Source organism: Leclercia barmai, assembly GCF_049312895.1.
Classification (GTDB): Bacteria; Pseudomonadota; Gammaproteobacteria; order Enterobacterales; family Enterobacteriaceae; genus Enterobacter; species Enterobacter barmai.
The window spans coordinates 1,266,446-1,288,645 of sequence record NZ_JBMNWZ010000001.1; the positions used below are offsets into that span (position 1 = coordinate 1,266,446).

Below are 22,200 nucleotides of genomic sequence, written 5' to 3' on the forward strand. Positions count from 1 at the left end.
TCCGTGCCGGACGGATCCTGCCGTAAACCTTTTTTCCCCGTGGACGACCATGCGGTGAGCCAGTTTCCGGCGGGACGACCCGCCACCATTGAGTCTGAACTATGTTGACGAAACTCCTGATTGCTAACCGCGGGGCGATTGCCTGCCGCATTCTGCGCACCCTGCGCGCCATGAACATGGGCGGCGTGGCGGTCTATTCCGAGGCGGATATCAGCAGCCTGCATATCCGCGAGGCCGACGAAGCCATCAGCCTGGGCGACGGCCCGGCGGCGAATACCTATCTGGTCAGCGATAAAATCATCGCCGCAGCGCGTGCTACCGGCGCGCAGGCCATCCACCCCGGCTACGGTTTTCTCTCGGAGAACGCCGCCTTTGCCGAAGCCTGCGAAGCGGCGGGCATCGCTTTTGTCGGCCCGACGCCAGAGCAGCTGCGCCTGTTTGGCCTGAAACATACCGCCCGCGCGCTGGCGAAAACGCACGGCGTGCCGATGCTGGAAGGCACCGAACTGCTGGCGGACGTCAACGAGGCGCTGCGGGCGGCACAAGAGGTGGGCTATCCGGTGATGCTGAAAAGCACCGCAGGCGGGGGCGGGATCGGGATGCGCGTCTGCTATAGCGCGGCGGAACTGAATGACGCCTTCGACGCGGTGGTGCGTCTGGGTAAAAACAACTTCAGCGATGCGGGCGTCTTTATCGAGAAGTACATCGAGCGGGCGCGCCACCTGGAGGTGCAACTTTTCGGTGATGGCAACGGAGAGGTGATTGCCCTCGGCGTGCGCGACTGCTCCGTACAGCGTCGCAACCAGAAGGTGCTGGAGGAGACCCCGGCGCCCAACCTGCCGGACGGCATGGCGGAGGCGCTGTGCCAGGCTGCGATCAAGCTGGGCAAAGCGGTCAACTACCGCAGCGCGGGCACCGTGGAGTTCGTTTACGACAGCGACGCCGCCCGGTTCTACTTCCTTGAGGTTAACACCCGCCTGCAGGTGGAGCACGGCGTCACCGAGCAGGTGTGGGGCGTGGATCTGGTGCGCTGGATGATTGAGCTGGCCGCCGGAACCTTGCCTGCGCTGGCGACCCTGGCGGAAAGCCTGACCCCTGCGGGCCACGCCATTCAGGCGCGGGTGTATGCCGAAGATCCAGGCCGTCAGTTCCAGCCATCACCCGGCCTGCTCACCGAGGTGGCCTTTCCGGCGGACGACCGCCGCACCCTGCGCATCGACAGCTGGGTGGAATCCGGCTGCGAAGTGCCGCCCTTTTTTGACCCCATGCTGGCGAAAATCATCGCCTGGCAGCCGACGCGTGAAGCCGCCATTGACGCCCTGCACGCCGCGCTGGGGGACACCCGCCTGTACGGCGTGGAGACCAACCGCAGCTACCTGCAGCAGATTTTGACCTTCACCCCGTTTGCCAGCGGCCAGCCCTGGACCCGCTGTCTGGAAGGGCTGGTCTATCAGGCCGCGACCCTTGAGGTGCTCAGCGCCGGAACGCAAACCACGATTCAGGACTACCCGGGCCGCACCGGCTACTGGGCGGTGGGCGTACCGCCATCAGGCCCGATGGACAGCCGCGCGTTACGTCTTGGCAACCGCCTGCTCGGCAACGACGAGGGGGCAGCCGCGCTGGAGATCACCCTCAGCGGCCCGACGCTGAAATTTAACTGCGATGCCCAGCTGGCGGTGACCGGGGCGGAAATTGCCCTCACCCTGGACGGCGAGCCGCTGGAGAATAATCGGGTCTACCGGGTGCAGAGCGGCATGACCCTGCGGATGGGCGATATTCGCGGCGACGGGGTGCGCAGCTATCTGTGCCTGCGCGGCGGGTTTAACGTGCCGGATTATCTCGGCAGCAAAAGCACCTTTACCCTGGGGCAGTTTGGCGGCCACGCCGGGCGCGCGCTGCGTACCGGCGACGTGCTGCACCTCACGCCCTTGACCTCATCGTGCCCCGGGCAATCGCTGCCTGAGGCCCTCCACACCAGGCTCGATGCGGTGCGTACCCTGCGGGTGATCTACGGCCCGCACGGCGCGCCGGAGTATTTCACCCCTGGCTACATGAACACCTTCTTTACCACCGACTGGGAAGTGCATTTTAACTCCAGCCGCACCGGCGTGCGCCTGATTGGGCCGAAACCGGAGTGGGTGCGCGAGAGCGGCGGTGAGGCGGGGCTGCATCCGTCGAACATTCACGACAACCCGTATGCCATCGGCGCAGTAGATTTTACCGGCGACATGCCGGTGATCCTCGGCCCGGACGGGCCAAGCCTGGGCGGGTTTGTCTGCCCGGTCACCATCATCGAAGCCGACCTCCACGCGGTGGGGCAGCTGAAGGCGGGGGATAAAGTGCGCTTTGTGCCCGTGGATATCGCTACCGCCCGGCAGCTGGCTCAGGGGCAGGCCGCGCAGATTGCCAGCCTGCAGCCGCTGGACGTGGCGTGGCAGCCCGTGGAACCGGCCTCGCCGGTGGTGCTGGAGCAGGGGCAGGCTGATAAGCGGCTGGTGGCCCGGCTTTCGGGCGATACCCATCTGCTGCTGGAAATTGGCGATCCGGAGCTGGATCTGGTCCTGCGTTTTCGCGCCCACGCCCTGATGCAGGCCCTTGAGGCGCGGGCGCTGGACGGGGTTATCGATCTGACGCCGGGGATCCGCTCCCTGCAGATCCACTATCAGCCGGAGGCGCTCACGCTGGCGAGCCTGCTGGATACCGTAGCCGGGCTGTGGCAGGCGGTCTGCGAGCAGGACGCGCTGGAGGTGCCGTCGCGCATCGTCTGGCTGCCGCTCTCCTGGGACGACCCGGCCTGCCAGAAGGCGATCGACAAATACATGACCACCGTGCGCCGGGATGCGCCCTGGTGTCCGAGCAACCTGGAGTTTATCCGCCGGATTAACGATCTGGCGAACGTTGATGAGGTCTACAAAACGGTGTTTGACGCCAGCTATCTGGTGATGGGGCTGGGAGATGTCTATCTCGGGGCGCCGGTGGCTACGCCGCTGGATCCACGCCATCGTCTGGTCACCACCAAGTACAACCCGGCCCGCACCTGGACGGCGGAAAACTCGGTGGGCATCGGCGGGGCCTATCTGTGCGTCTACGGCATGGAGGGGCCGGGCGGGTACCAGTTTGTCGGCCGTACGCTGCAGATGTGGAGCCGCTATCACGCGGTGGCGGATTTTGACGGCAAGCCCTGGCTGCTGCGCTTCTTCGACCAGATCCGCTTCTACCCGGTCTCGGCCGACGAGCTGCTCACCATTCGCCGCGATTTCCCGCTGGGCCGCTATCCGATGCGCATCGAACACACCAGCCTGAAGCTGGCGGAGTACCAGCAGTTCCTCGCCGACGAAGCTCAGGAAATCGACGCCTTCCGCACCCATCAGCAGGAGGCCTTTAACGCCGAGCGCGAGCGCTGGATCGCCAACGGCCAGGCCCATTTCGACAGCAGCGACGTGCTGGCGGAGGAGGGCGACGATGCGCCGCTCCAGCCGGGACAGGAGGGCATCGACAGCCCGGTCTCCGGCAACCTGTGGCAGGTGAGCGTTGAGGTGGGCAAAGCCGTCCGCGAGGGCGATGTGCTGGTGGTGCTGGAGTCCATGAAGATGGAGATCCCGCTGCTTGCCACGCAGGACGGTATTGTCAGCCAGGTACGCGTCCAGCCGGGTTCCCCGGTGCGCGCGGGTCAGTGTGTGGTGGTTCTGGAGAAAACAGCATGAAGCATCCTTATGATTTGCGCCTCGACGTTCTGACGCAGGCCTACCGCGACGGCCGCCTGACGCCGCGCGAAGTGATTAACACTCTGCGCGAGCGGGCGCTGGCCCTGAACCCGGAGTTCAACGCCTTTATTTATCTGCTCACCCCGGAAGAGCTTGAGCCCTATCTGGCGGCGCTTGAAGGCGGATCGCCCCAGACGCTGCCGCTCTACGGCGTGCCGTTTGCCATCAAAGACAATATCGATCTGGCAGGCGTTGCCACGACCGCCGCCTGTCCGGCCTATGCTTACCAGGCCCGGGAAGATGCGACCATTGTCCGACAGCTGATTGCGCTGGGGGCTATTCCGCTGGGGAAAACCAACCTCGACCAGTTCGCTACCGGCCTGAACGGCACTCGCTCCCCCTATGGCGCGTGTCGCAACAGCGTCCATGCGGACTATCCGTCGGGGGGCTCCAGCGCGGGTTCATCGCTGGCGGTGGCGCTGGGGCTGGCGAGCTTTGCCCTCGGCACCGACACCGCCGGGAGCGGGCGCGTGCCCGCCGCGCTGAACAACCTCGTCGGGCTGAAAGCGACCAAAGGGCTAATTTCCACCGCCGGAGTGGTTCCAGCCTGCCGTACCCTGGACTGCGTGACCTTCTTTACCGCCACCGCGACGGAAGCCAGCCAGCTGCTGGCCCTGACGGCGATTCAGGATCCGCGCGACGACTACAGCCGCGCCAACCCGGCGTGGAACGGGGCGCAGGCGTTTGGCGTGCCCGCAGCAGGCTTTCGTTTCGGCGTGCCGGACCGGCTGGAGTTTCTTGGTTGCGCAGAGAGCGAAGCGATCTATCACGCCGCAAAAGCGCGCTTGATCGCCCTGGGCGGCGTGCCGGTAACCATCGATTTTTCGCCGTTTCTGGCGGCGGCGACGCTGCTCTATAACGGCCCGTGGGTGGCGGAGCGTTACCACGTGGCGGGCAAACTTATTGAACAGCAGCCCGATGCGGTTATGCCGGTGATTCGTGACGTGCTGGGCAAAGCCCCCGGGACCGATGCGGTGGCGGCCTTTGACGCGCAGTATCAACTGCAGGGTTACAAACGGGCATGCGATGCCATTATGGCGGAGCTGGACTGCGTGCTCACGCCAACCTATCCGCGCCCGGTGACCCTGGCAGAACTGGCGGAGGAGCCGGTGAAGCGCAACTCCGATCTTGGGGTCTATACCAACTTTATGAACCTGCTGGACTATGCCGCCGTGGCGGTGCCAGCCGGGCATATGGCGAACGGCCTGCCCTCGGGGGTGACCCTGTTTGGCCGGGCGTTTACCGACCAGTATTTGCTGAGCCTTGCCGACGCGTTACAGCGTCAGCAGAATCTGGCCTTGCCCGGAGATCGCACATTGCACGAGAGGGCACCTGCGACAGCGGCCAGCCACGATCGTCTGCCGGTCGTTGTTTGCGGGGCGCATCTGGACGGGCTGGCGCTCAATCACCAGCTGCGCCAGCGCGGGGCCACCTTGCGCGAGACAACCCGCAGCGCGCCGCACTATTGTCTGTATGCCCTGGCCGACGGCAAACGGCCCGGCATGGTGCGCGACCGCGAACGCGGGGCGGCGATTGCCGTGGAGGTGTGGGAATTGCCGCACGCCGAAGTGGGATCCTTTCTGGCGGGCATTCCTGCCCCGCTGGGGCTCGGGAAAGTGGAGCTGGAGGACGGGCGCTGGTTAACCGGGTTTATCTGCGAGAAGTACGGCCTGCAGGGGGCGAAGGATATTACCGCGTTCGGGGGCTGGAGAGCCTGGCTTACTCAGCAAAAGTAAGCCAGGGAAAGGTTAACGGTAGAGCGGCTTTTCGGCCACCGGTATCAGCAGGCCGGACTGCCACTCTGCCAGCGTCAGTTGGGTCAGTTTGCCCAGCGCGCGGTAGAAGGGGTGGCCTGCGTTTTCGGTGAACACGGTAAGAAAACGGCTGCTCCAGGGCAGCAGATGCCAGGCCAGCAGCTGTTCGCACTCTGCGTCACGGCCGGTTTCCGCCAGCCATGCCGCCATCAGCAGCAGGGCGCCAAAGTGATCTTCCGGCTCGTTTTGCGCCATCTCAAACACGATGCCATTGTCGCGCATCCACTGGCGCAGCGCGAGGGTGGAGTCGCCGAACAGCACCGATTCGCGATCCAGCCACACCGATCCCCACGGCGGGGCGGGCAGCGCCCAGGGGCCAACAAACAGACGCTGCCAGGCGGTGCGCAGGGGCTCATCGCAAGGCTCGCGCAGTTCGTCGGCGACGGCGGCCAGCCGCTCGTTATCCAGCGGCCAGTCGTGCAGCCAGTCGGTCTGGGTCAACGCCGTGACCAGCGGCGCGGCCTCGGGGCTGTCCGGCGCGTAGTAAAACAGGGCGCCCAACACGCGGGCAGTAAAAGCAAACGACTCTCTCATACTTCATCCTTCAACTGCGCGGGTTGCCCCGCGCTGACTCATTATTTACGCTTTTTCAATCTGCACCAGGTTGGTGTGCTGCGGATTACCCTTCGCCAGCGGGGATGGACGATGGGTGGTCAGGGTGTTGATGCACGAACCGTGGTCAATGCGATCCCCGGTCATGTTGGCATCGTGCCACGCCCCCTGGCCCATGGCGCTGACGCCCGGCATGATGCGCGGGGTCACTTTCGCCGGAATGCGCAGCTCGCCCCGGGCGTTCCAGACCCGCACCATGTCGCCGTTTGCTATCCCGCGCGACGCGGCGTCCACCGGGTTGAGCCACACCTCCTGACGGCAGGCGGCCTGCAGCACATCCACGTTGCCATAGCTGGAGTGGGTGCGGGCCTTGTAGTGGAAGCCAAACAGCTGCAGCGGGAACTGGCTGCGCTCAGGATCGTCCCAGCCTTCAAAGGTGGAGGCATAGACCGGCAGCGGGCTGATGGTTTCGTCTTTCTCCAGTTGCCAAGAACCTGCAATGTCGGCCAGCCTGCTGGAGTAGATCTCGATTTTCCCCGACGGCGTTTTCAGCGGGTTAGCCGCCGGGTCGTCACGGAATTTCTTGTAAGCGACAAAATGCCCGTTCGGATCCTTACGTTTATAGATACCCATCGCTTTCAGCTCTTCATAAGAAGGAAGCTGCGGATCTTTAGCCACCATCTTAGCGTAGAGGTACTGCAACCATTCTGCCTGGGTCCGGCCTTCGGTAAAGCGTTGATGCACGTTCGGGCCGAGGCGTTTCGCCACCTCGCTCATGATCCAGTAGATGGGCTTGCGTTCGAATTTTGGCGCAGTCACCGGCTGGAGGAAGATCAGATAGCCCATGTTTCCGGCGTAGTCGTTGGGAATGATGTCTTCCTGTTCGACGGTCATCAGATCCGGCAGCAGCAGATCGGCATATTTCGCCGAAGAGGTCATAAAGTTGTCGATCACCACAATCATTTCGCACTTGCTCTCGTCCTGCAGAATGTCGTGGGTTTTGTTGATATCCGAATGCTGGTTGATGATGGTGTTACCGGCATAGTTCCAGATGAACTTGATCGGCACGTCGAGCTTATCTTTGCCGAGCACCCCGTCGCGGGTGGCGGTCATCTCCGGACCGCGGGCGATAGCGTCGGTCCAGCTGAAGCAGGAGATTTGGGTTTTGACCGGGTTCTCCGGCAGCGGCATGCGTTCGATGGTTATGGTGTAGGTGGATTCACGCGCGCCGCTGTTGCCGCCGTTAATGCCGACGTTACCGGTGAGGATCGGCAGCATGGCGATGGCGCGGGAGGTCAGCTCGCCGTTGGCCTGACGCTGCGGCCCCCAGCCCTGGCAGATATATGCCGGTTTCGCGGTGCCGATTTCACGGGCCAGCTTAACGATCCGATCGACAGGAATACCGGTGATGCGCGAGGCCCACTCTGGCGTTTTGGCGGTGGCATCATCGCCCTGGCCCAGAATATAGGCCTTGTAATGGCCGTTGGCGGGCGCGCCTTCCGGCAGGGTGGTTTCGTCGTAACCCACGCAATATTTATCGAGGAACGGCTGATCGACAAGGTTTTCGTTAATCAGCACCCAGGCGATGCCTGCGACCAGGGCGGCATCCGTACCCGGTCGAATCGGGATCCACTCATCTTCACGCCCGGCGGCGGTATCGGTGTAGCGAGGATCGATGACGATCATGCGCGCATTCGAGCGTTCCCGCGCCTGTTCAAGGTAATACGTGATCCCGCCGCCGCTCATGCGTGTTTCCGCCGGGTTATTACCGAACATCACCACCAGCTTGCTGTTTTCAATATCCGAGGTACTGTTGCCCTCGTTACTGCCGTAGGTGTAAGGCATGGCACAGGCGATCTGCGCCGTGCTGTAAGTACCGTAATGGCTCAGGAAGCCGCCGTAGCAGTTCATCAAACGGGCCACCAGAGAGGCGTAAGGTGAGGAGCGGGTAATATTACCGCCGACAATTCCGGAAGAGTAATTAATGTAGACCGCTTCGTTGCCGTATTTAGCCACCACGTCGCGCAGGCTGGTGGTGAGCAGATCCAGGGCTTCATCCCAGGTGATGCGTTCGAACTTGCCTTCTCCGCGTTTGCCCACGCGCTTCATGGGATAATTAAGACGATCGGGATGATTAATGCGTCTACGGATCGAGCGTCCGCGCAGGCAGGCGCGCACCTGATGGTTGCCGTAGATGTCGTCGCCGGTGTTGTCGGTTTCTACCCAGTAAACTTCATCGTCACGCACGTGCAGGCGCAGGGCGCAGCGGCTACCGCAGTTGACCGAACAGGCGCCCCAGACCACTTTATCCGCGCGCGCCTGCTGCACGGCGGCAGCGGCAGGGCGTAAACCAAAGGGCAATGACAGGCCGCCCGCGGCAAGCGCAAGGGATCCGATGGCGGTCGATTTGACAAGGGTACGGCGGCTGATCCCGCCGCTTGGCTCATTATCTGACATGACTCACTCCATTAGGTTCGTCGTTGAGAACTGATTTCAGCCGTGATGACGATCTGGCTAATGGAGGGGAGTGTTACCCATTAAGGGGGAGTTAATATTAATGTACATCAAAACAAAGGAGATTCCCCCGCGTTAACGGGGGTAAAACTCACTGCGGCTCGCGTGGCGCCGGGGCCTGATTGCCGCCTCCGCTGACCGGATAGTTGCCGCTGCTGGTGCGGGTATAGAGGATTTTGAGGGTGTCATTGGCGCAGTGGCCTACCACTTCGGCGTCGGGCTTATCGGCCTGATCGTTAGGCACAATGTTCAGCATAAAGCCACTTTCCGGTACGCCGTTATTGATGATCCGCTGCTGGATGTCGCTTTTGATCCGTTCGCAGTTATCGGGTGCCGCCAGCGCGGCCGGGGCAATGCCCGCCAGCAAAAGTGCAGTAATCCAGGGTAACCGTTTCATATCTGCCTCCTTACGACTGTGTGTGACTATAATAATAGCTAATGTAAACGGTTGTATTTGTTAATATGCCTGGAATTATCTTCTGCTATCGGTAGGTCATGTGAATAAACACGCGCTTATGCTTGTCCTTGCAGCACTGTTGGCGGGGTGTGACAACACCGCCGCGCCGCTGTCGTTTACGCCAGAAATGGCCAGTTTTTCCAACGAGTTTGATTTCGATCCCCTGCGCGGGCCGGTGAAAGACTTCAGCCAGACGCTGTTCAATGAAAAAGGGGAAGTGGCAAAGCGCGTCAGCGGCACGCTCTCCACGGAAGGCTGTTTTGACAGCCTGGAGCTGCACGATCTCGAGGCCAACACCGGCATCGCCCTGGTGCTGGACGCTAATTATTATCTTGATGCACAAACCCAGCAAAAAAAGCTGCGGCTGCAGGGCAAGTGCCAGCTGGCGGAACTGCCCGCGTCGGGGATCTCATGGGATACCGATGACAACGGGTTCATCGTCAGCGCCCACGGCAAGGATATGGAAGTGAACTATCGCTACGATGCCGACGGTTATCCGCTGGGCAAAACCACCGTCTCCGGGGAGCAGCATCTCTCGATTACGGCGACACCGGCGGCAGACAAGCGCAAGAAGCTGGACTACACCTCGGTAAGCCAGTTGAACGAGAAGCCGCTGGGCAATGTGAAGCAGACCTGTGATTACGACAGCCACGATAATCCCGTGGAGTGCGAGCTGGAAGTGGTGGATGAAAGCGTTAAACCTGCGGTGTCGCGGAAGTACACCATCAAAAACAGCATCGAATACTACTAAGCACCGCGCGGAGTACAGCGCGGTGCCTGCGGGCAGAAATCAGGGGGCCATCACGCGGCCGGTGCGGCGGTCGAGGCAGCGCAGGGTGTTGGGCTCCCAGTAGGCGTTGACGTTGGCGCTCTGCTGGCACTTATCCCGCGCGTCAAAGGCTACATCCTCTTTATCCCACTCTTTCTCAGCGCGGGTATTCACCTTGTGGCGCAGGCTGCGGGTGTCGTTCCATTGCTCTTTATCCATGGCGGCATTCTGACGGCTCTGGGCGCTGTCGCCGGATTCAATAATCAGTTTGCTGGTGTTGGCGGATACTGGCGCGATGAAAACAGCGGCCAGCAGGGCAGCCATACAGAGGCGTGTGCTCAATTTACGCATAACGATTTCCTTATTGGCGGTGGAAATTCGAATAACCACCGGGATTCTACAACAGTCCATTTTGAGGTCATACCCACATCAGGTATGTGGAAGGGTTCCTTTCACATTCAGGTATGATAACCCATCACTCATCAGACAACGTTAAATATGTTTAAAACAACTTTGCTCTTTTTCGCCACGGCGCTGTGCGAAATTCTCGGCTGTTTTCTGCCCTGGCTATGGCTGAAAAAGGGCGCTTCGGTGCTGCTGTTAATTCCCGCGGGCGTTGCCCTGGCGCTGTTTGTCTGGCTGCTGACGCTGCATCCGGCGGCAAGCGGGCGCGTCTATGCCGCCTATGGCGGGGTGTACGTCTGCACCGCGCTGCTGTGGCTGCGGGTGGTGGATGGCGTGAAGCTGAGCCTCTACGACTGGGCTGGCGCGGCGGTTGCGCTGTGCGGCATGTTAATCATCGTGGCAGGCTGGGGGCGCGCATAAGCGCCCAATCTGTGATCAAGCGACGATTTTTCGATCTTCATACTTGTATGGTAGTAGGGTGATTGCGTAAATTTCCTGCATCACAACAAAAGATGTAAGGAACCAGAACATGAAGATCGTAGGGGCTGAAGTATTTGTCACCTGTCCAGGGCGCAACTTTGTCACGCTGAAGATCACCACCGACGAAGGGATTGTCGGCCTGGGTGATGCCACCTTAAATGGCCGCGAGCTCTCCGTCGCGTCCTACCTGAAAGATCATCTCTGCCCGCAGTTAATCGGCCGCGATGCTCACCGTATCGAAGATATCTGGCAGTTCTTCTATAAAGGCGCGTACTGGCGTCGTGGCCCGGTCACCATGTCGGCGATTTCCGCCATCGACATGGCGCTGTGGGATATCAAAGCCAAAGCCGCCAATATGCCGCTGTACCAGCTGCTGGGCGGGGCCTCCCGTGAAGGGGTGATGGTTTACTGCCACACCACCGGACACACCATCGACGACGTGCTGGAAGATTACGCCCGCCATAAAGAGATGGGCTTCAAGGCGATCCGCGTTCAGTGCGGCGTGCCGGGAATGAAAACCACCTACGGCATGTCTAAAGGGAAAGGGCTGGCGTATGAGCCTGCCACCAAGGGCAACTGGCCGGAAGAGCAGCTGTGGTCAACCGAAAAGTACCTCGATTTTACCCCGAAACTGTTTGACGCCGTGCGTAACAAGTATGGCTTTAATGAACACCTGCTGCACGACATGCACCACCGCCTGACGCCGATCGAAGCGGCGCGTTTCGGCAAGAGCATCGAACAGTACCGGATGTTCTGGATGGAAGACCCGACGCCAGCCGAGAACCAGGAGTGCTTCCGTCTGATCCGCCAGCACACCGTCACCCCAATTGCCGTGGGTGAAGTGTTCAACAGCATCTGGGACTGCAAGCAGCTGATCGAAGAGCAGCTGATCGATTACATCCGCACCACCATCACCCATGCGGGCGGTATCACCGGGATGCGTCGGATTGCCGATTTCGCCTCGCTCTACCAGGTGCGCACCGGTTCACACGGTCCGTCGGATCTGTCACCGATTTGCCACGCCGCGGCGCTGCACTTCGACCTGTGGGTACCGAACTTTGGCGTGCAGGAGTACATGGGCTATTCCGAGCAGATGCTGGAAGTGTTCCATCATAACTGGACCTTCGAAGACGGCTACATGCATCCGGGCGATAAGCCGGGCCTGGGCATCGATTTTGATGAAAAACTGGCGGCGAAATATCCCTACGATCCCGCTTATCTGCCGGTTGCCCGTCTCGAAGACGGCACGCTGTGGAACTGGTAAAGGAGCAGAAGATGAAAAGTATCGTTATTCAACAACCGAATGCGCTGGCGATCGAAGAGCGTCCGTTACCGTCTCCTGCCGCAGGCGAAGTGCGCGTCAAGGTGAAGCTGGCCGGGATCTGCGGCTCCGACAGCCATATCTATCGCGGCCACAATCCGTTCGCCAGATACCCGCGCGTGATCGGCCATGAGTTCTTTGGCGTCATCGATGCCGTAGGCGAGGGCGTCGACACCTCGCGCCTGGGCCAGCGCGTCTCGGTTGATCCGGTGATCAGCTGCGGGCACTGCTACCCGTGCTCGGTGGGCAAACCGAACGTCTGCACCTCGCTGGTGGTGCTGGGCGTACACCGCGACGGCGGCTTCAGTGAATACGCCGTGGTGCCGGCTAAAAATGCCTGGGTCATTCCGGATGCCATCAGCGATAAGCACGCGGTCATGGTTGAACCCTTCACGATTGCCGCCAACGTTACCGGCCATGCTTGCCCGACAGAGCAGGACGTGGCGCTTATTTATGGCGCCGGGCCGATGGGGCTGGTCACCGTTCAGGCGCTGAAGGGCGTCTACAAGGTGAAACAGGTGATTGTGGTCGATCGCATCGACGAGCGCCTGGAGATGGCGCAGCGCTGCGGGGCCGACTGGGTCATCAACAATGGTAATCAGTCGTTGCAGGCTGTGCTGGAAGAGAAGGGCATCAAGCCGACCCTGATTATCGATGCGGCCTGTCACCCCTCTATTTTGCAGGAAGCGGTCAATCTCGCCTCGCCGGGCGGGCGGATTGTGCTGATGGGCTTCTCCAGCGATCCAAGCCAGGTTGCCCAGCAGGGGATCACCGGCAAAGAGCTCTCTATTTTCTCCTCACGCCTGAATGCCAATAAGTTCCCGGTGGTCATCGACTGGCTGGAGAAAGGACTTATCGATCCCGATAAATTGATTACTCACACCTTTGAGTATCAGCACGTTAAAGACGCCATTGAACTGTTCGAGAAAGACCAGCGGCAGTGCTGCAAGGTATTACTGACGTTCTCTGAATAATAATAGTGAATGCGGTTTAGCGGTACGCATCTTACCCTGTTGAGATAGCCAATATGACTCAAGTACAACATGAAAGATCCACATCTGACCTGATCAAAGCCGCCGTATCCGGGTGGCTTGGCACCGCGTTAGAGTTTATGGACTTCCAGCTTTACTCGCTGGGCGCGGCGTTAGTCTTCCACGAAATCTTCTTCCCGGAGCAGTCGGCTGCGATGGCGCTGATTCTGGCGATGGGCACCTACGGCGCGGGCTATATCGCCCGTATCGTCGGCGCCTTTATCTTCGGCAAAATGGGCGACAGCGTAGGCCGTAAGAAGGTGTTGTTTATCACCATCACCATGATGGGGATCTGCACTACCCTCATCGGCGTGCTGCCGACCTATGCGCAGATTGGTATTTTCGCACCGATACTGCTGGTGACGCTGCGTATTATCCAGGGGCTGGGCGCAGGCGCTGAGATCTCTGGCGCAGGCACCATGCTGGCGGAATATGCGCCGAAAGGGAAACGCGGGATCATCTCTTCCCTGGTGGCGATGGGCACCAACTGCGGCACCCTGAGCGCCACCGCGATCTGGGCGGTAATGTTCTTTGCCCTCGACCGTGAAGAGCTGATTGCCTGGGGCTGGCGCGTGCCGTTCCTCGCAAGCGTGGTGGTGATGATCTTTGCCATCTGGCTGCGTATGAACCTCAAAGAGAGCCCGGTATTTGAGCAGGTCGCTGAAGAGGCTCCGGCACAGGCCGCTGTTGCTCAGGAGAGCACCCTGGGTGCAATGCTGAAGAGCAAATCGTTCTGGCTGGCTACCGGCCTGCGTTTCGGCCAGGCGGGTAACTCCGGCCTGATCCAGACCTTCCTTGCCGGTTATCTGGTGCAGACGCTGCTGTTTGATAAAGCGATCCCGACCGATGCCCTAATGATCAGCTCGATTCTCGGCTTTATTACTATTCCGCTGCTGGGCTGGTTATCCGATAAATTTGGCCGTCGTCTGCCTTATATTCTGCTGAGCATTTCGGCCATCATTCTGGCCTACCCGATGATCTCGATTATTGTCGATAAGTCGTACAGCCCTGGCGTGATCATGGCCTCGATTATCGTTATCCATAACTTAGCGGTACTCGGTCTGTTCGCCCTGGAAAACATCACCATGGCCGAGATGTTTGGCTCGCGTAACCGCTTTACCCGGATGGCGATTTCAAAAGAGGCGGGCGGTCTGATTGCGGTTGGTTTTGGTCCGGTGCTGGCGGGTATCTTCTGCAACATGACCGGCTCCTGGTGGCCAATTGTGGTGATGGTGATTGTCTACTCCTGCATCGGCCTGATTTCAGCCCTGCTGATGCCTGAAGTATGCGATCGCGACCTTAGCGCGCTGGAAGACGCCGCAGACGACAAATCTGCCGCAATGAGGGTGAGCGGTAAACATCGCGCCATTTCCTGATGTCCCAAGACTCTCCTGTAAAAGCAGGGGAGTCTTTTTCCTTTCAAAAGCCAGCATTAATGAGTATCCCGCCATCTCCTCACATCATTGGTTTATAGCATTGGGGTTTTTATCGAATGCTGTCACACAACTTGCAATTGATGTCACACCAGATGGTGAAAAGTTAACGTAAATCAATATCGACGTACCAACAATCAGTATGGTTAACGGCAGAGAATTTTTTATTCTGCCTACCATTCTAGTTGGGTTAGTAAGCCGGGCCAGGTGAAGCAACCGGCCCGGATCCATCGCTTAATCACATTAACGAGTACTATCATGAAAAATCCGTTATTACATGCGCAAGCCACGCTTCCTCAATACAACCGCGACAACCTGCAGACACGCATCGTGCATCTCGGGTTTGGTGCCTTCCATCGCGCGCATCAGGCAGTCTATGCCGATATATTGGCCGCCGATCACGGCAGTGAGTGGGGCTATTGCGAGGTCAATCTGATTGGCGGCGAGCAGCAGATTGCGGATCTCAAGGCGCAGGATAATCTCTTCACCGTGGCGGAAATGTCTGCCGATGCCTGGACGGCGCGGGTTGTTGGCGTGGTCAAAAAAGCGCTGCATGCCCAGGTGGATGGGCTGGAAGCGGTGCTGGATGCCATGTGCGAGCCGCAGGTGGCGATCGTCTCGTTAACCATCACCGAAAAAGGCTACTGCCATGCCCCGGCTACCGGGCAGTTGATGCTCGATCACCCGCTGATCGCCGCCGATCTGCAGAATCCTCACCAGCCGGTTTCCGCGGTGGGTGTGGTGGTAGAAGCGCTGGCGCGACGCAAACAAGCCGGGCTGCCGGCCTTCACCGTGATGTCCTGCGACAACATGCCGGAGAACGGCCATGTGATGCGCAACGTGACCTGCGCCTATGCCCGCGCGGTGAGCGCTGAGCTGGCGGACTGGATCGAAACGCACGTCACCTTCCCGTCAACCATGGTCGACCGTATTGTGCCTGCCGTCACCGCCGATACGCTGAATAAAATCGAACAGATCACCGGCGTGCGCGATCCGGCAGGGGTAGCCTGTGAGCCGTTCCGCCAGTGGGTTATCGAAGACAACTTTGTCGCGGGTCGTCCGGCGTGGGAGAAAGCCGGGGCTGAACTGGTGGCCGATGTGATCCCGTTCGAAGAGATGAAGCTGCGTATGCTGAACGGCAGCCACTCCTTCCTGGCCTACCTGGGCTATCTGGCGGGCTATCAGCACATTAACGACTGCATGGAGGACGCGAACTACAAGCGCGCCGCCCGCGCGCTGATGTTAAACGAACAGGCCCCGACCCTGAAAGTCACCGGTGTGGATCTCGAACGTTACGCCGATCTATTGATCGAACGCTACAGCAATCCGGCGCTGCGCCACCGTACCTGGCAGATCGCCATGGACGGCAGCCAGAAGCTGCCTCAGCGTATGCTGGATTCCGTGCGCTGGCACCGGGTGCATCAGAAGCCCTTCCCGCTGCTGGCGCTGGGCGTGGCGGGCTGGATGCGTTACGTCGGAGGGGTGGACGAGCGTGGTGAAGCCATCGAGGTGTGCGATCCGCTGCTGCCGGTGATTCAGGCGGCGGTCAAAGGCAGTGCGGAAGGCGAAAGCCGCGTAAAAGCGCTGCTGGGAATTGACACTATTTTCGGCCAGGAGTTACCGCAGGATAAGGTATTTGTTGATGCAGTGATGAATGCCTACGCGACATTATTAAAAGACGGGGCCAAAGCCACGGTCGCACAATACGCCGCACAGATTTAACCTCTCTTTATGCCGCCGTTCGCGGCGGCATAGTCAATAAACACTTCTTTACTTATCCCGCCTATTTCCTGACCGAGTCGTTTAAGGTTCGTTTCATAAAAACATGTCAATCTGAATATCGTTAACAAGCACATTGTCGATATAAGGAGAAGGGCGTATGTATAAGAAAATATTGATGCCTGTCGATGTCTTTGAAATGGATTTAAGTGATAAGGCTGTGCGTCACGCCGCGTTTCTGGCCCGGGCGGATAATGCTGAAATCACGCTGTTAAATGTTCTTCCGGTCAACAGCCGCGCGCTGCTGCGGGGCTTTTCGTCGGATATCGCTAAGTTCGAAGCCTATATGACCGAAGAGTCAAAGAGAAAGATGAACGAATTAAAGCGGCTCTTTGATGTACCGCCGGAGAGAATGCATACCGAAGTGCGTTTTGGCAGCGTGCGGGATGAAATTATCGCGACGGGGACTGAAGGTAAATTCGATATTATTGTTATCGGTTCGAAAAAGCCTGGCGTGACGACCCATCTGCTGGGTTCGAATGCGGAATCGGTATTACGCTATGCCAAAATTCCGGTTTTAGTGGTGCGTTAATCAAATAATTTGCCGCATCCCGAATATTCGACGGGATGCGGAAGTTTTACTCTTCGCTAAACCAGTCGCTGTTTTCCTGACGAATTAACTGCACTGACTCGCCAATTTCCTGCAGATGCAGGGTCATCGCTTTTTCTACCGCATCGGCGTCGCGCTTTTCCAGCGCATTGAAAATATCCAGATGCTGTCGCAGCAACATCTCCGGCGGAGAAACGTGGTCAAGACTCATGTAACGCACCCGGTCCATGGTCGCCTTGATATTCTCGATGGTATCCCACGCCAGCTGGCAGCCAGCAATCTGCGCCAGCTTCTGGTGAAATTCGTCGTCGAGCAGGAAGAAATCATTCAGCTGTTTACGCTCAATGGCGATGCGCTGCTGGTGCAGGTTCTGCTCCAGCTGATAACACTGGTTGTCGTCGACCAGGCCTGCCGCACGACGGACCACGGCGCACTCGATGGCCTGACGGACAAAACAGCCGTTCTGCACCTGGCTGAGGGAGATCTTATTGACGTAGCTGCCGCGCTGGGGGCGGATCTGAATCAGGCCGTTTTCGGCAAGCTTAATAAAGGCTTCGCGAACCGGCTGACGGGAGACATCAAAACGGACCGACACCTCTTTTTCAGAAAGTGGGGTGCCCGGCGGGATCAGACAGTGCACGATGTCGCTGCGCAGAATACGATAAATTTGCTGATTAACGGGTTGTGTCGGATTAAGTTGCGATTCAGCGGCCATTCGATGTGATTTCTCAGAGAGTTAACCGGGAAATACTACCATTCTTTTGCCTGGTATCCCAGTCCCGGCCCGCAGGCCGGGCGGGGAAAGATCATCCGCGATGGACGCTCAGGCCAGCAAAGCTCTGAGTCACCGGCATCATTTCAACGGTGTTGATGTTGACATGTTTCGGCAGGGTCGCCACCCACCAGACGGCTTCGGTAACATCTTCCGGGGTCAGGGCGGTGGTATTCTCGTAGGTTTTACCTGCTTTGTCGTCGTCGCCTTTAAAGCGGACGTTGGAAAACTCGGTGCCGCCAACCAGGCCCGGCTCGACATCCGTCACGCGAATGGCGGTGCCGTGCAGGTCGGTGCGCAGGTTCAGGCTGAACTGGCGCACAAAGGCCTTGGTCGCGCCATAGACGTTGCCGCCCGCATACGGCCAGCTACCGGCAGTGGAGCCGATGTTGATCACGTGACCGCGGTTGCGCTCGACCATGCCAGGCAGCACGGCGCGGGTCATATAGACCAGGCCTTTGTTATTGGTGTCGATCATCGTTTCCCAGTCTTCGACGCTGGCTTTATGCGCAGGCTCAAGTCCCAGCGCCAGCCCGGCGTTGTTAACCAGAACGTCGATATCACGCCACTCAGCCGGCAGGTTGGCAATCATCTCTTCAATGGATGCGCGGTTACGCACGTCCAGCTGTGCGGTCAGAATGCTGTCGCCGAGCTCCTCTTTCAGCTCCTGCAAACGCTCCTGACGACGGCCGGTGGCAATCACCTTATGGCCGTTGGCGACGAAGCGACGCGTGATGCTTTCACCAAAACCCGCAGTTGCTCCGGTAACTAAAATTATCATCTCACTGTTCCTCAACGCTTTTTGTGTTGTACTACCATAGCATGTGATCTGACGCAGAGTAAGATGACTTTTCATGCCCGTATGGCGGCAGATATTGCAGCGCATGTCGGGCTGGCCTACTCTGGTGAGATTCATCATATTCAGGAGTCTGATATGTCTGGCACCAATCCTTTTTTCGCAGACAGCTCGCTGCCGTACCAGGCACCGCATTTTGATCTGATCCGCGACGAGCACTACCGTCCGGCCTTCGACGCCGCTATCCGTCAGAAGCGTGAGGAGATCGCGGCAATTGCCGGATCTGCGGATGCGCCCGATTTCGCCAATACCGTGCTGGCGCTGGAGAAAAGCGGCGCTCTGCTGAGCCGGGTGAGCAGCGTCTTCTTCGCCATGACCTCGGCGCACACCAATGACTATCTGCAGCAGCTGGAAGAGGCGGTCTCAACCGAGCTGGCGGCGCTGGCGAACGATATCTGGCTCAATGATGCGCTCTTTGCCCGCGTGGATGCCATCTACAACGATCGGCAGGCGATGGCGCCGGATGCCGAGTCTCTGCGCCTGATTGAAGAACTTCATCAGCGCTTTATTCTGGCCGGAGCCCGGTTGGGCGAGGCGGAAAAGCAGGAGCTGAAGGCGCTTAATACCGAAGCGGCCACTCTGATCAGCCAGTTTAACCAGCGCCTGCTGGCAGCGGACAAAGCGGGTGGGCTGGTGGTGGATTATCTGCACCAGCTGGATGGCCTGAGCCCGGCGGAACAGGCGGCGGCTGCCCAGGCCGCGGAGGAGAAGGGGCTCAGCGATCGCTGGCTCATTCCGCTGTTGAATACCACCCAGCAGCCGGCGCTGCAACAGCTGCGCGATCGTAAGATCAGGGAAAATCTCTTCAAGGCAGGCTGGCTGCGCACGCAAAAAAATGATGCCAACGACACCCGGGAGGTGATCGCCCGGCTGGTGGCCCTGCGTGCCCGCCAGGCGGAACTGCTGGGTTACAGCAACTATGCCAGCTGGAAAATCGCCGATCAGATGGCAAAAAAACCCGACGCCGCGCTGCAGTTTATGCGCGGGATCGTCCCGGCCGCACGGGGTCGCGCCCTGCAGGAGCAGGCCGACATTCAGAAAGTGATTGATGACGAGCAGGGGCATTTCCAGGTGCAGGCCTGGGACTGGTCGTTTTACGCCGAGCGCGTGCGTCTGGCGAAATACGCTCTGGATGAGACGCAGGTTAAACCCTATTTTGCCCTCAACAGGGTCCTGACTGACGGCGTATTCTGGGCGGCGACCCAGCTGTTCGGGATCACCTTTGCCGAGCGCAACGACATTCCCGTCTACCATCCTGACGTGCGCGTCTGGGAGATCTTCGATCACAACGGTGAGGGGATGGCGCTCTTTTACGGTGACTTTTTCGCCCGCGACTCGAAAGGCGGCGGGGCGTGGATGGGCAACTTTGTCGAGCAATCTAATGAGTTCAATACCCGCCCGGTGATCTACAACGTCTGCAACTATCAGAAACCGGCGGAAGGCCAGCCGGCGCTGATCTCCTGGGATGATGTCATCACCCTGTTCCACGAGTTTGGTCATACTCTGCACGGTCTGTTTGCCAGCCAGCGTTACGCCACGCTCTCCGGCACCAACACGCCGCGTGATTTTGTGGAGTTCCCGTCGCAAATTAACGAACACTGGGCCAGCCATCCTGATGTCTTTGCCCACTATGCCCGCCACTATCAGACCGGGGAGCCGATGCCCGACGCCCTGCGCGAGAAAATGCTCAGCGCTACCCAGTTTAATAAAGGCTATGACATGACCGAACTGCTCAGCGCCGCGCTGCTGGATATGAACTGGCACGGCATCGCCGCCAGCGAAGCGCCAGCAGACGTCGAGGCATTCGAAACCGCAGCGCTGAAGCGCGAGCAGCTGGATCTCCCCGCCGTACCGCCGCGCTACCGTAGCAGCTACTTCGCCCATATCTTCGGAGGCGGCTACGCAGCAGGCTATTACGCCTATCTCTGGACACAAATGCTGGCCGACGACGGCTATCAGTGGTTCGTGGAAGAGGGCGGACTGACCCGTGAAAACGGACAGAAATTCCGCGAGGCGATTTTGTCCCGCGGGAATAGCACTGATTTAGCAGAACTTTATCGCCAGTGGCGCGGGCACGATCCACAGATTGAACCGATGCTGGTGAATCGCGGGTTGAGTGCGTAAGGGCTTTTTCAGGCTGGAAACAGAACCGGGCATCACGCCCGGTTTTTTGTTCGTTTTTTTCTTCCCCAAAACTCCTCCAAAATTCTTCCCCAAAATGAATCCTTAAATTCTGCGAAATTTGCAGGGGGATACGGCCCAATTATTCACGTAGCTACACCTTCACTTTCACCCAGTCGAGACCGCGATCATTATGATACTGCGCTGTCATTCTGTCTGATGAGTGACCCAGTAACTGCTGGGTGTTGATGCCTTGTTCCTCATACAGACGCTCCGAAAGAGATCGCTGCTCGTGAAAGGTCGGCATTGTTTTCCCGTCCTCTACGGAAATGCCGGTGCTGTCGATAGCGACCTTGAAGGAGACGCTAAGGCTGTTCTCGCCAACCTGATCGCCCGCCTTAACATTACCGCTTGATGTCACATGATGAAGAAGCCAGGGGCTTACGACCCGATCCCTACATCGCTTAATCACCTGCGCCAGGGTGATATCCAACATCTCGCAGCGTAGCGAGAGAGGTATAGCCAGTTTCACCCCCGTCTTTTGCTGCTCAACATGGAGATGGCCATCCCAGACATCAGAGAACTTCATTTTGGCGATGTCCCCGCGCCGTTGCCCGGTGACCACCGCCAGAAGCATGGAGTTTTGGACGTAGGGTGCCATATTGCCGGCTGCTTCAAATATCACTTTCCACATTTCCAGGTTCAGTCGAGAACGGGTCACTCGGACGGTGACTTTTCTTGTGGCCAGCGCCGGGTTATATCCCGGTTCAACTTCACCTGCGTGCTGCGCTTCTCTGAACAGATCAATCCAGACACTCCGGAGCGTTTGCGCCATCCGCGCTTTGCCTCTGGCTTTATATTCGTCGGTAATGGACGCCAGCATTTTGGTGGTGACCTCCTGAATACCAATGTCAGGCATCCTTTCAGCCAACACGTTGGTGCAGGTCCTTCTGGATTTAAGCGTATTATTTTTTATCTCCTTATTGCTGAGCCGCTCTTCCTGTATTTTCAAATACCGTTCGATCCATACGCGCATCCGCATCGATTTCTTTGAGTTAACCTTCTTATGGCTGACCATATCGATCAGGGCAAACGACTGTGCCGCTTCCTGCTGCGCCAGCAGGCGGTTCAGTTCAGTGGCGGCCAGTCTGGCCGCCTCCTGATCGGTACCAAAACCGATAAATTGGCCGGTTAAAGGATGCCGGTATTGCCAGTAGGTTTTGCTGTTGCGCTTATCCAGCTTGCAATAGAGATTTGGGATATCAACCCTGTGATTGCGTGGTCTGGCTGCCATTAATTACTCGCTCCATAAGCGTCTTAACCGCTTTCGGCATGCGTGGTGGTAGAACCGGCGATGCGAGTAAGCCAATGAATTTGGCCTCTTCATCGATAACCCACCGCCGGCCTTGTTTAAGCGCCCTTGGGATTGTTTGTCCTGTTTTTGCAATCCTGTGCAGTGACGCTCTGGATGGTGGTTGCTTAAAGCCGTTTGGACCGGAGGCCCAGTCCTCTAAGCTAACGAGTTGCCCCATGTAAACCTCCAGTTTGATTAATATGAGCCATCAAAGCCCGAAAGGGTGAT

18 protein-coding genes are annotated in these 22,200 nt (G+C 58.8%); 10 read left to right on the top strand and 8 right to left on the bottom strand.

The features are described from left to right. Window positions 1-101: 101 nt before the first annotated feature. Both uca and atzF read left to right on the top strand, forming a co-directional pair. Entirely contained in the window at window positions 102-3,704 is a 3,603-nt protein-coding gene (gene uca / locus ACOYA6_RS05995; RefSeq protein ID WP_422654234.1) for an urea carboxylase, read from the top strand. Further along, on the top strand, window positions 3,701-5,500 hold the full coding sequence (gene atzF / locus ACOYA6_RS06000) for an allophanate hydrolase (protein ID WP_422654235.1): 1,800 nt from the start codon (window positions 3,701-3,703) through the stop codon (window positions 5,498-5,500). Before uca ends, atzF begins: the two co-directional genes overlap by 4 nt. 12 nt (window positions 5,501-5,512) lie before the next feature. Here atzF and dmsD read toward each other — a convergent pair whose 3' ends face one another. The 3 genes from dmsD to ACOYA6_RS06015 form a co-directional block, all read right to left on the bottom strand. Then, window positions 5,513-6,112: a Tat proofreading chaperone DmsD gene (dmsD, locus tag ACOYA6_RS06005; protein WP_422654236.1), complete on the bottom strand. Its 600-nt coding sequence runs from the start codon at window positions 6,110-6,112 to the stop codon at window positions 5,513-5,515. Between the two features lie 45 nt (window positions 6,113-6,157). Continuing rightward, window positions 6,158-8,587 carry a selenate/tellurate reductase subunit YnfE gene (gene ynfE, locus ACOYA6_RS06010; RefSeq protein WP_422654237.1) on the bottom strand — a complete coding sequence of 810 codons (2,430 nt, stop codon included), beginning with the start codon at window positions 8,585-8,587 and terminating at the stop codon, window positions 6,158-6,160. 148 nt (window positions 8,588-8,735) lie between these two features. Continuing rightward, entirely contained in the window at window positions 8,736-9,041 is a 306-nt protein-coding gene (locus tag ACOYA6_RS06015; protein ID WP_103824474.1) for a DUF1161 domain-containing protein, read from the bottom strand. A 100-nt stretch (window positions 9,042-9,141) separates the two neighbouring features. Here ACOYA6_RS06015 and ACOYA6_RS06020 point away from each other — a divergent pair, with 100 nt between their 5' ends. Further along, window positions 9,142-9,852, top strand: a complete 711-nt coding sequence (locus ACOYA6_RS06020) for a YnfC family lipoprotein (protein WP_223074131.1) — start codon at window positions 9,142-9,144, stop codon at window positions 9,850-9,852. 39 nt (window positions 9,853-9,891) lie between these two features. Here the strand turns inward: ACOYA6_RS06020 and ACOYA6_RS06025 are convergent, their stop codons facing one another. Beyond that, window positions 9,892-10,221 (bottom strand): DUF1283 family protein, encoded by a 330-nt coding sequence (locus tag ACOYA6_RS06025; RefSeq protein ID WP_422654238.1) that lies wholly within the window; start codon window positions 10,219-10,221, stop codon window positions 9,892-9,894. A 147-nt stretch (window positions 10,222-10,368) separates the two neighbouring features. Between ACOYA6_RS06025 and ACOYA6_RS06030 the strand changes: the two genes are divergently transcribed. From ACOYA6_RS06030 to ACOYA6_RS06055, 6 genes are all read left to right on the top strand, one after another. Continuing rightward, a complete protein-coding gene (locus tag ACOYA6_RS06030) occupies window positions 10,369-10,695 on the top strand; it encodes a YnfA family protein (protein ID WP_039029242.1) in 327 nt (108 codons plus the stop codon). 109 nt (window positions 10,696-10,804) lie between these two features. Further along, window positions 10,805-12,019 carry a D-mannonate dehydratase ManD gene (gene manD, locus ACOYA6_RS06035; RefSeq protein ID WP_039029243.1) on the top strand — a complete coding sequence of 405 codons (1,215 nt, stop codon included), beginning with the start codon at window positions 10,805-10,807 and terminating at the stop codon, window positions 12,017-12,019. Between the two features lie 11 nt (window positions 12,020-12,030). Further along, on the top strand, window positions 12,031-13,050 hold the full coding sequence (locus ACOYA6_RS06040) for a Zn-dependent oxidoreductase (protein WP_422654239.1): 1,020 nt from the start codon (window positions 12,031-12,033) through the stop codon (window positions 13,048-13,050). Between the two features lie 53 nt (window positions 13,051-13,103). Then, entirely contained in the window at window positions 13,104-14,483 is a 1,380-nt protein-coding gene (locus ACOYA6_RS06045) for an MFS transporter (protein WP_422654240.1), read from the top strand. A gap of 315 nt (window positions 14,484-14,798) precedes the next feature. After that, a complete protein-coding gene (locus tag ACOYA6_RS06050) occupies window positions 14,799-16,262 on the top strand; it encodes a mannitol dehydrogenase family protein (protein WP_039029246.1) in 1,464 nt (487 codons plus the stop codon). A gap of 157 nt (window positions 16,263-16,419) precedes the next feature. Next, window positions 16,420-16,851, top strand: coding sequence for a universal stress protein (locus ACOYA6_RS06055; RefSeq protein WP_039029247.1), 432 nt, complete (start codon window positions 16,420-16,422; stop codon window positions 16,849-16,851). A gap of 46 nt (window positions 16,852-16,897) precedes the next feature. Here ACOYA6_RS06055 and ACOYA6_RS06060 read toward each other — a convergent pair whose 3' ends face one another. Further along, a complete protein-coding gene (locus ACOYA6_RS06060) occupies window positions 16,898-17,584 on the bottom strand; it encodes a GntR family transcriptional regulator (protein ID WP_039029248.1) in 687 nt (228 codons plus the stop codon). Window positions 17,585-17,675: 91 nt separating this feature from the next. Then, on the bottom strand, window positions 17,676-18,422 hold the full coding sequence (gene ydfG, locus ACOYA6_RS06065) for a bifunctional NADP-dependent 3-hydroxy acid dehydrogenase/3-hydroxypropionate dehydrogenase YdfG (RefSeq protein ID WP_039029249.1): 747 nt from the start codon (window positions 18,420-18,422) through the stop codon (window positions 17,676-17,678). A 153-nt stretch (window positions 18,423-18,575) separates the two neighbouring features. On the opposite strand from ydfG, the gene dcp reads away from it, so the two are divergent. Further along, window positions 18,576-20,621, top strand: coding sequence for a peptidyl-dipeptidase Dcp (dcp, locus tag ACOYA6_RS06070; protein WP_422654507.1), 2,046 nt, complete (start codon window positions 18,576-18,578; stop codon window positions 20,619-20,621). Between the two features lie 151 nt (window positions 20,622-20,772). Here the strand turns inward: dcp and ACOYA6_RS06075 are convergent, their stop codons facing one another. After that, a complete protein-coding gene (locus tag ACOYA6_RS06075) occupies window positions 20,773-21,912 on the bottom strand; it encodes a phage integrase Arm DNA-binding domain-containing protein (protein ID WP_422654241.1) in 1,140 nt (379 codons plus the stop codon). Then, window positions 21,881-22,150 carry an excisionase gene (locus tag ACOYA6_RS06080; protein ID WP_422654242.1) on the bottom strand — a complete coding sequence of 90 codons (270 nt, stop codon included), beginning with the start codon at window positions 22,148-22,150 and terminating at the stop codon, window positions 21,881-21,883. The genes ACOYA6_RS06075 and ACOYA6_RS06080 overlap by 32 nt, the downstream gene beginning before the upstream one ends. Window positions 22,151-22,200: the final 50 nt, after the last annotated feature.

Coding starts and splice junctions, on each gene's coding strand:
- ACOYA6_RS06040 (WP_422654239.1), top strand. CDS start 12,031: ATGAAAAGTATCGTTATTCAACAACCGAATGCGCTGGCGATCGAAGAG.
- dmsD (WP_422654236.1), bottom strand. CDS start 6,112: ATGAGAGAGTCGTTTGCTTTTACTGCCCGCGTGTTGGGCGCCCTGTTT.
- ACOYA6_RS06075 (WP_422654241.1), bottom strand. CDS start 21,912: ATGGCAGCCAGACCACGCAATCACAGGGTTGATATCCCAAATCTCTAT.
- dcp (WP_422654507.1), top strand. CDS start 18,576: ATGTCTGGCACCAATCCTTTTTTCGCAGACAGCTCGCTGCCGTACCAG.
- ACOYA6_RS06080 (WP_422654242.1), bottom strand. CDS start 22,150: ATGGGGCAACTCGTTAGCTTAGAGGACTGGGCCTCCGGTCCAAACGGC.
- ydfG (WP_039029249.1), bottom strand. CDS start 18,422: ATGATAATTTTAGTTACCGGAGCAACTGCGGGTTTTGGTGAAAGCATC.
- ynfE (WP_422654237.1), bottom strand. CDS start 8,587: ATGTCAGATAATGAGCCAAGCGGCGGGATCAGCCGCCGTACCCTTGTC.
- ACOYA6_RS06050 (WP_039029246.1), top strand. CDS start 14,799: ATGAAAAATCCGTTATTACATGCGCAAGCCACGCTTCCTCAATACAAC.
- ACOYA6_RS06030 (WP_039029242.1), top strand. CDS start 10,369: ATGTTTAAAACAACTTTGCTCTTTTTCGCCACGGCGCTGTGCGAAATT.
- ACOYA6_RS06045 (WP_422654240.1), top strand. CDS start 13,104: ATGACTCAAGTACAACATGAAAGATCCACATCTGACCTGATCAAAGCC.
- ACOYA6_RS06055 (WP_039029247.1), top strand. CDS start 16,420: ATGTATAAGAAAATATTGATGCCTGTCGATGTCTTTGAAATGGATTTA.
- manD (WP_039029243.1), top strand. CDS start 10,805: ATGAAGATCGTAGGGGCTGAAGTATTTGTCACCTGTCCAGGGCGCAAC.
- ACOYA6_RS06015 (WP_103824474.1), bottom strand. CDS start 9,041: ATGAAACGGTTACCCTGGATTACTGCACTTTTGCTGGCGGGCATTGCC.
- atzF (WP_422654235.1), top strand. CDS start 3,701: ATGAAGCATCCTTATGATTTGCGCCTCGACGTTCTGACGCAGGCCTAC.
- ACOYA6_RS06060 (WP_039029248.1), bottom strand. CDS start 17,584: ATGGCCGCTGAATCGCAACTTAATCCGACACAACCCGTTAATCAGCAA.
- ACOYA6_RS06025 (WP_422654238.1), bottom strand. CDS start 10,221: ATGCGTAAATTGAGCACACGCCTCTGTATGGCTGCCCTGCTGGCCGCT.
- uca (WP_422654234.1), top strand. CDS start 102: ATGTTGACGAAACTCCTGATTGCTAACCGCGGGGCGATTGCCTGCCGC.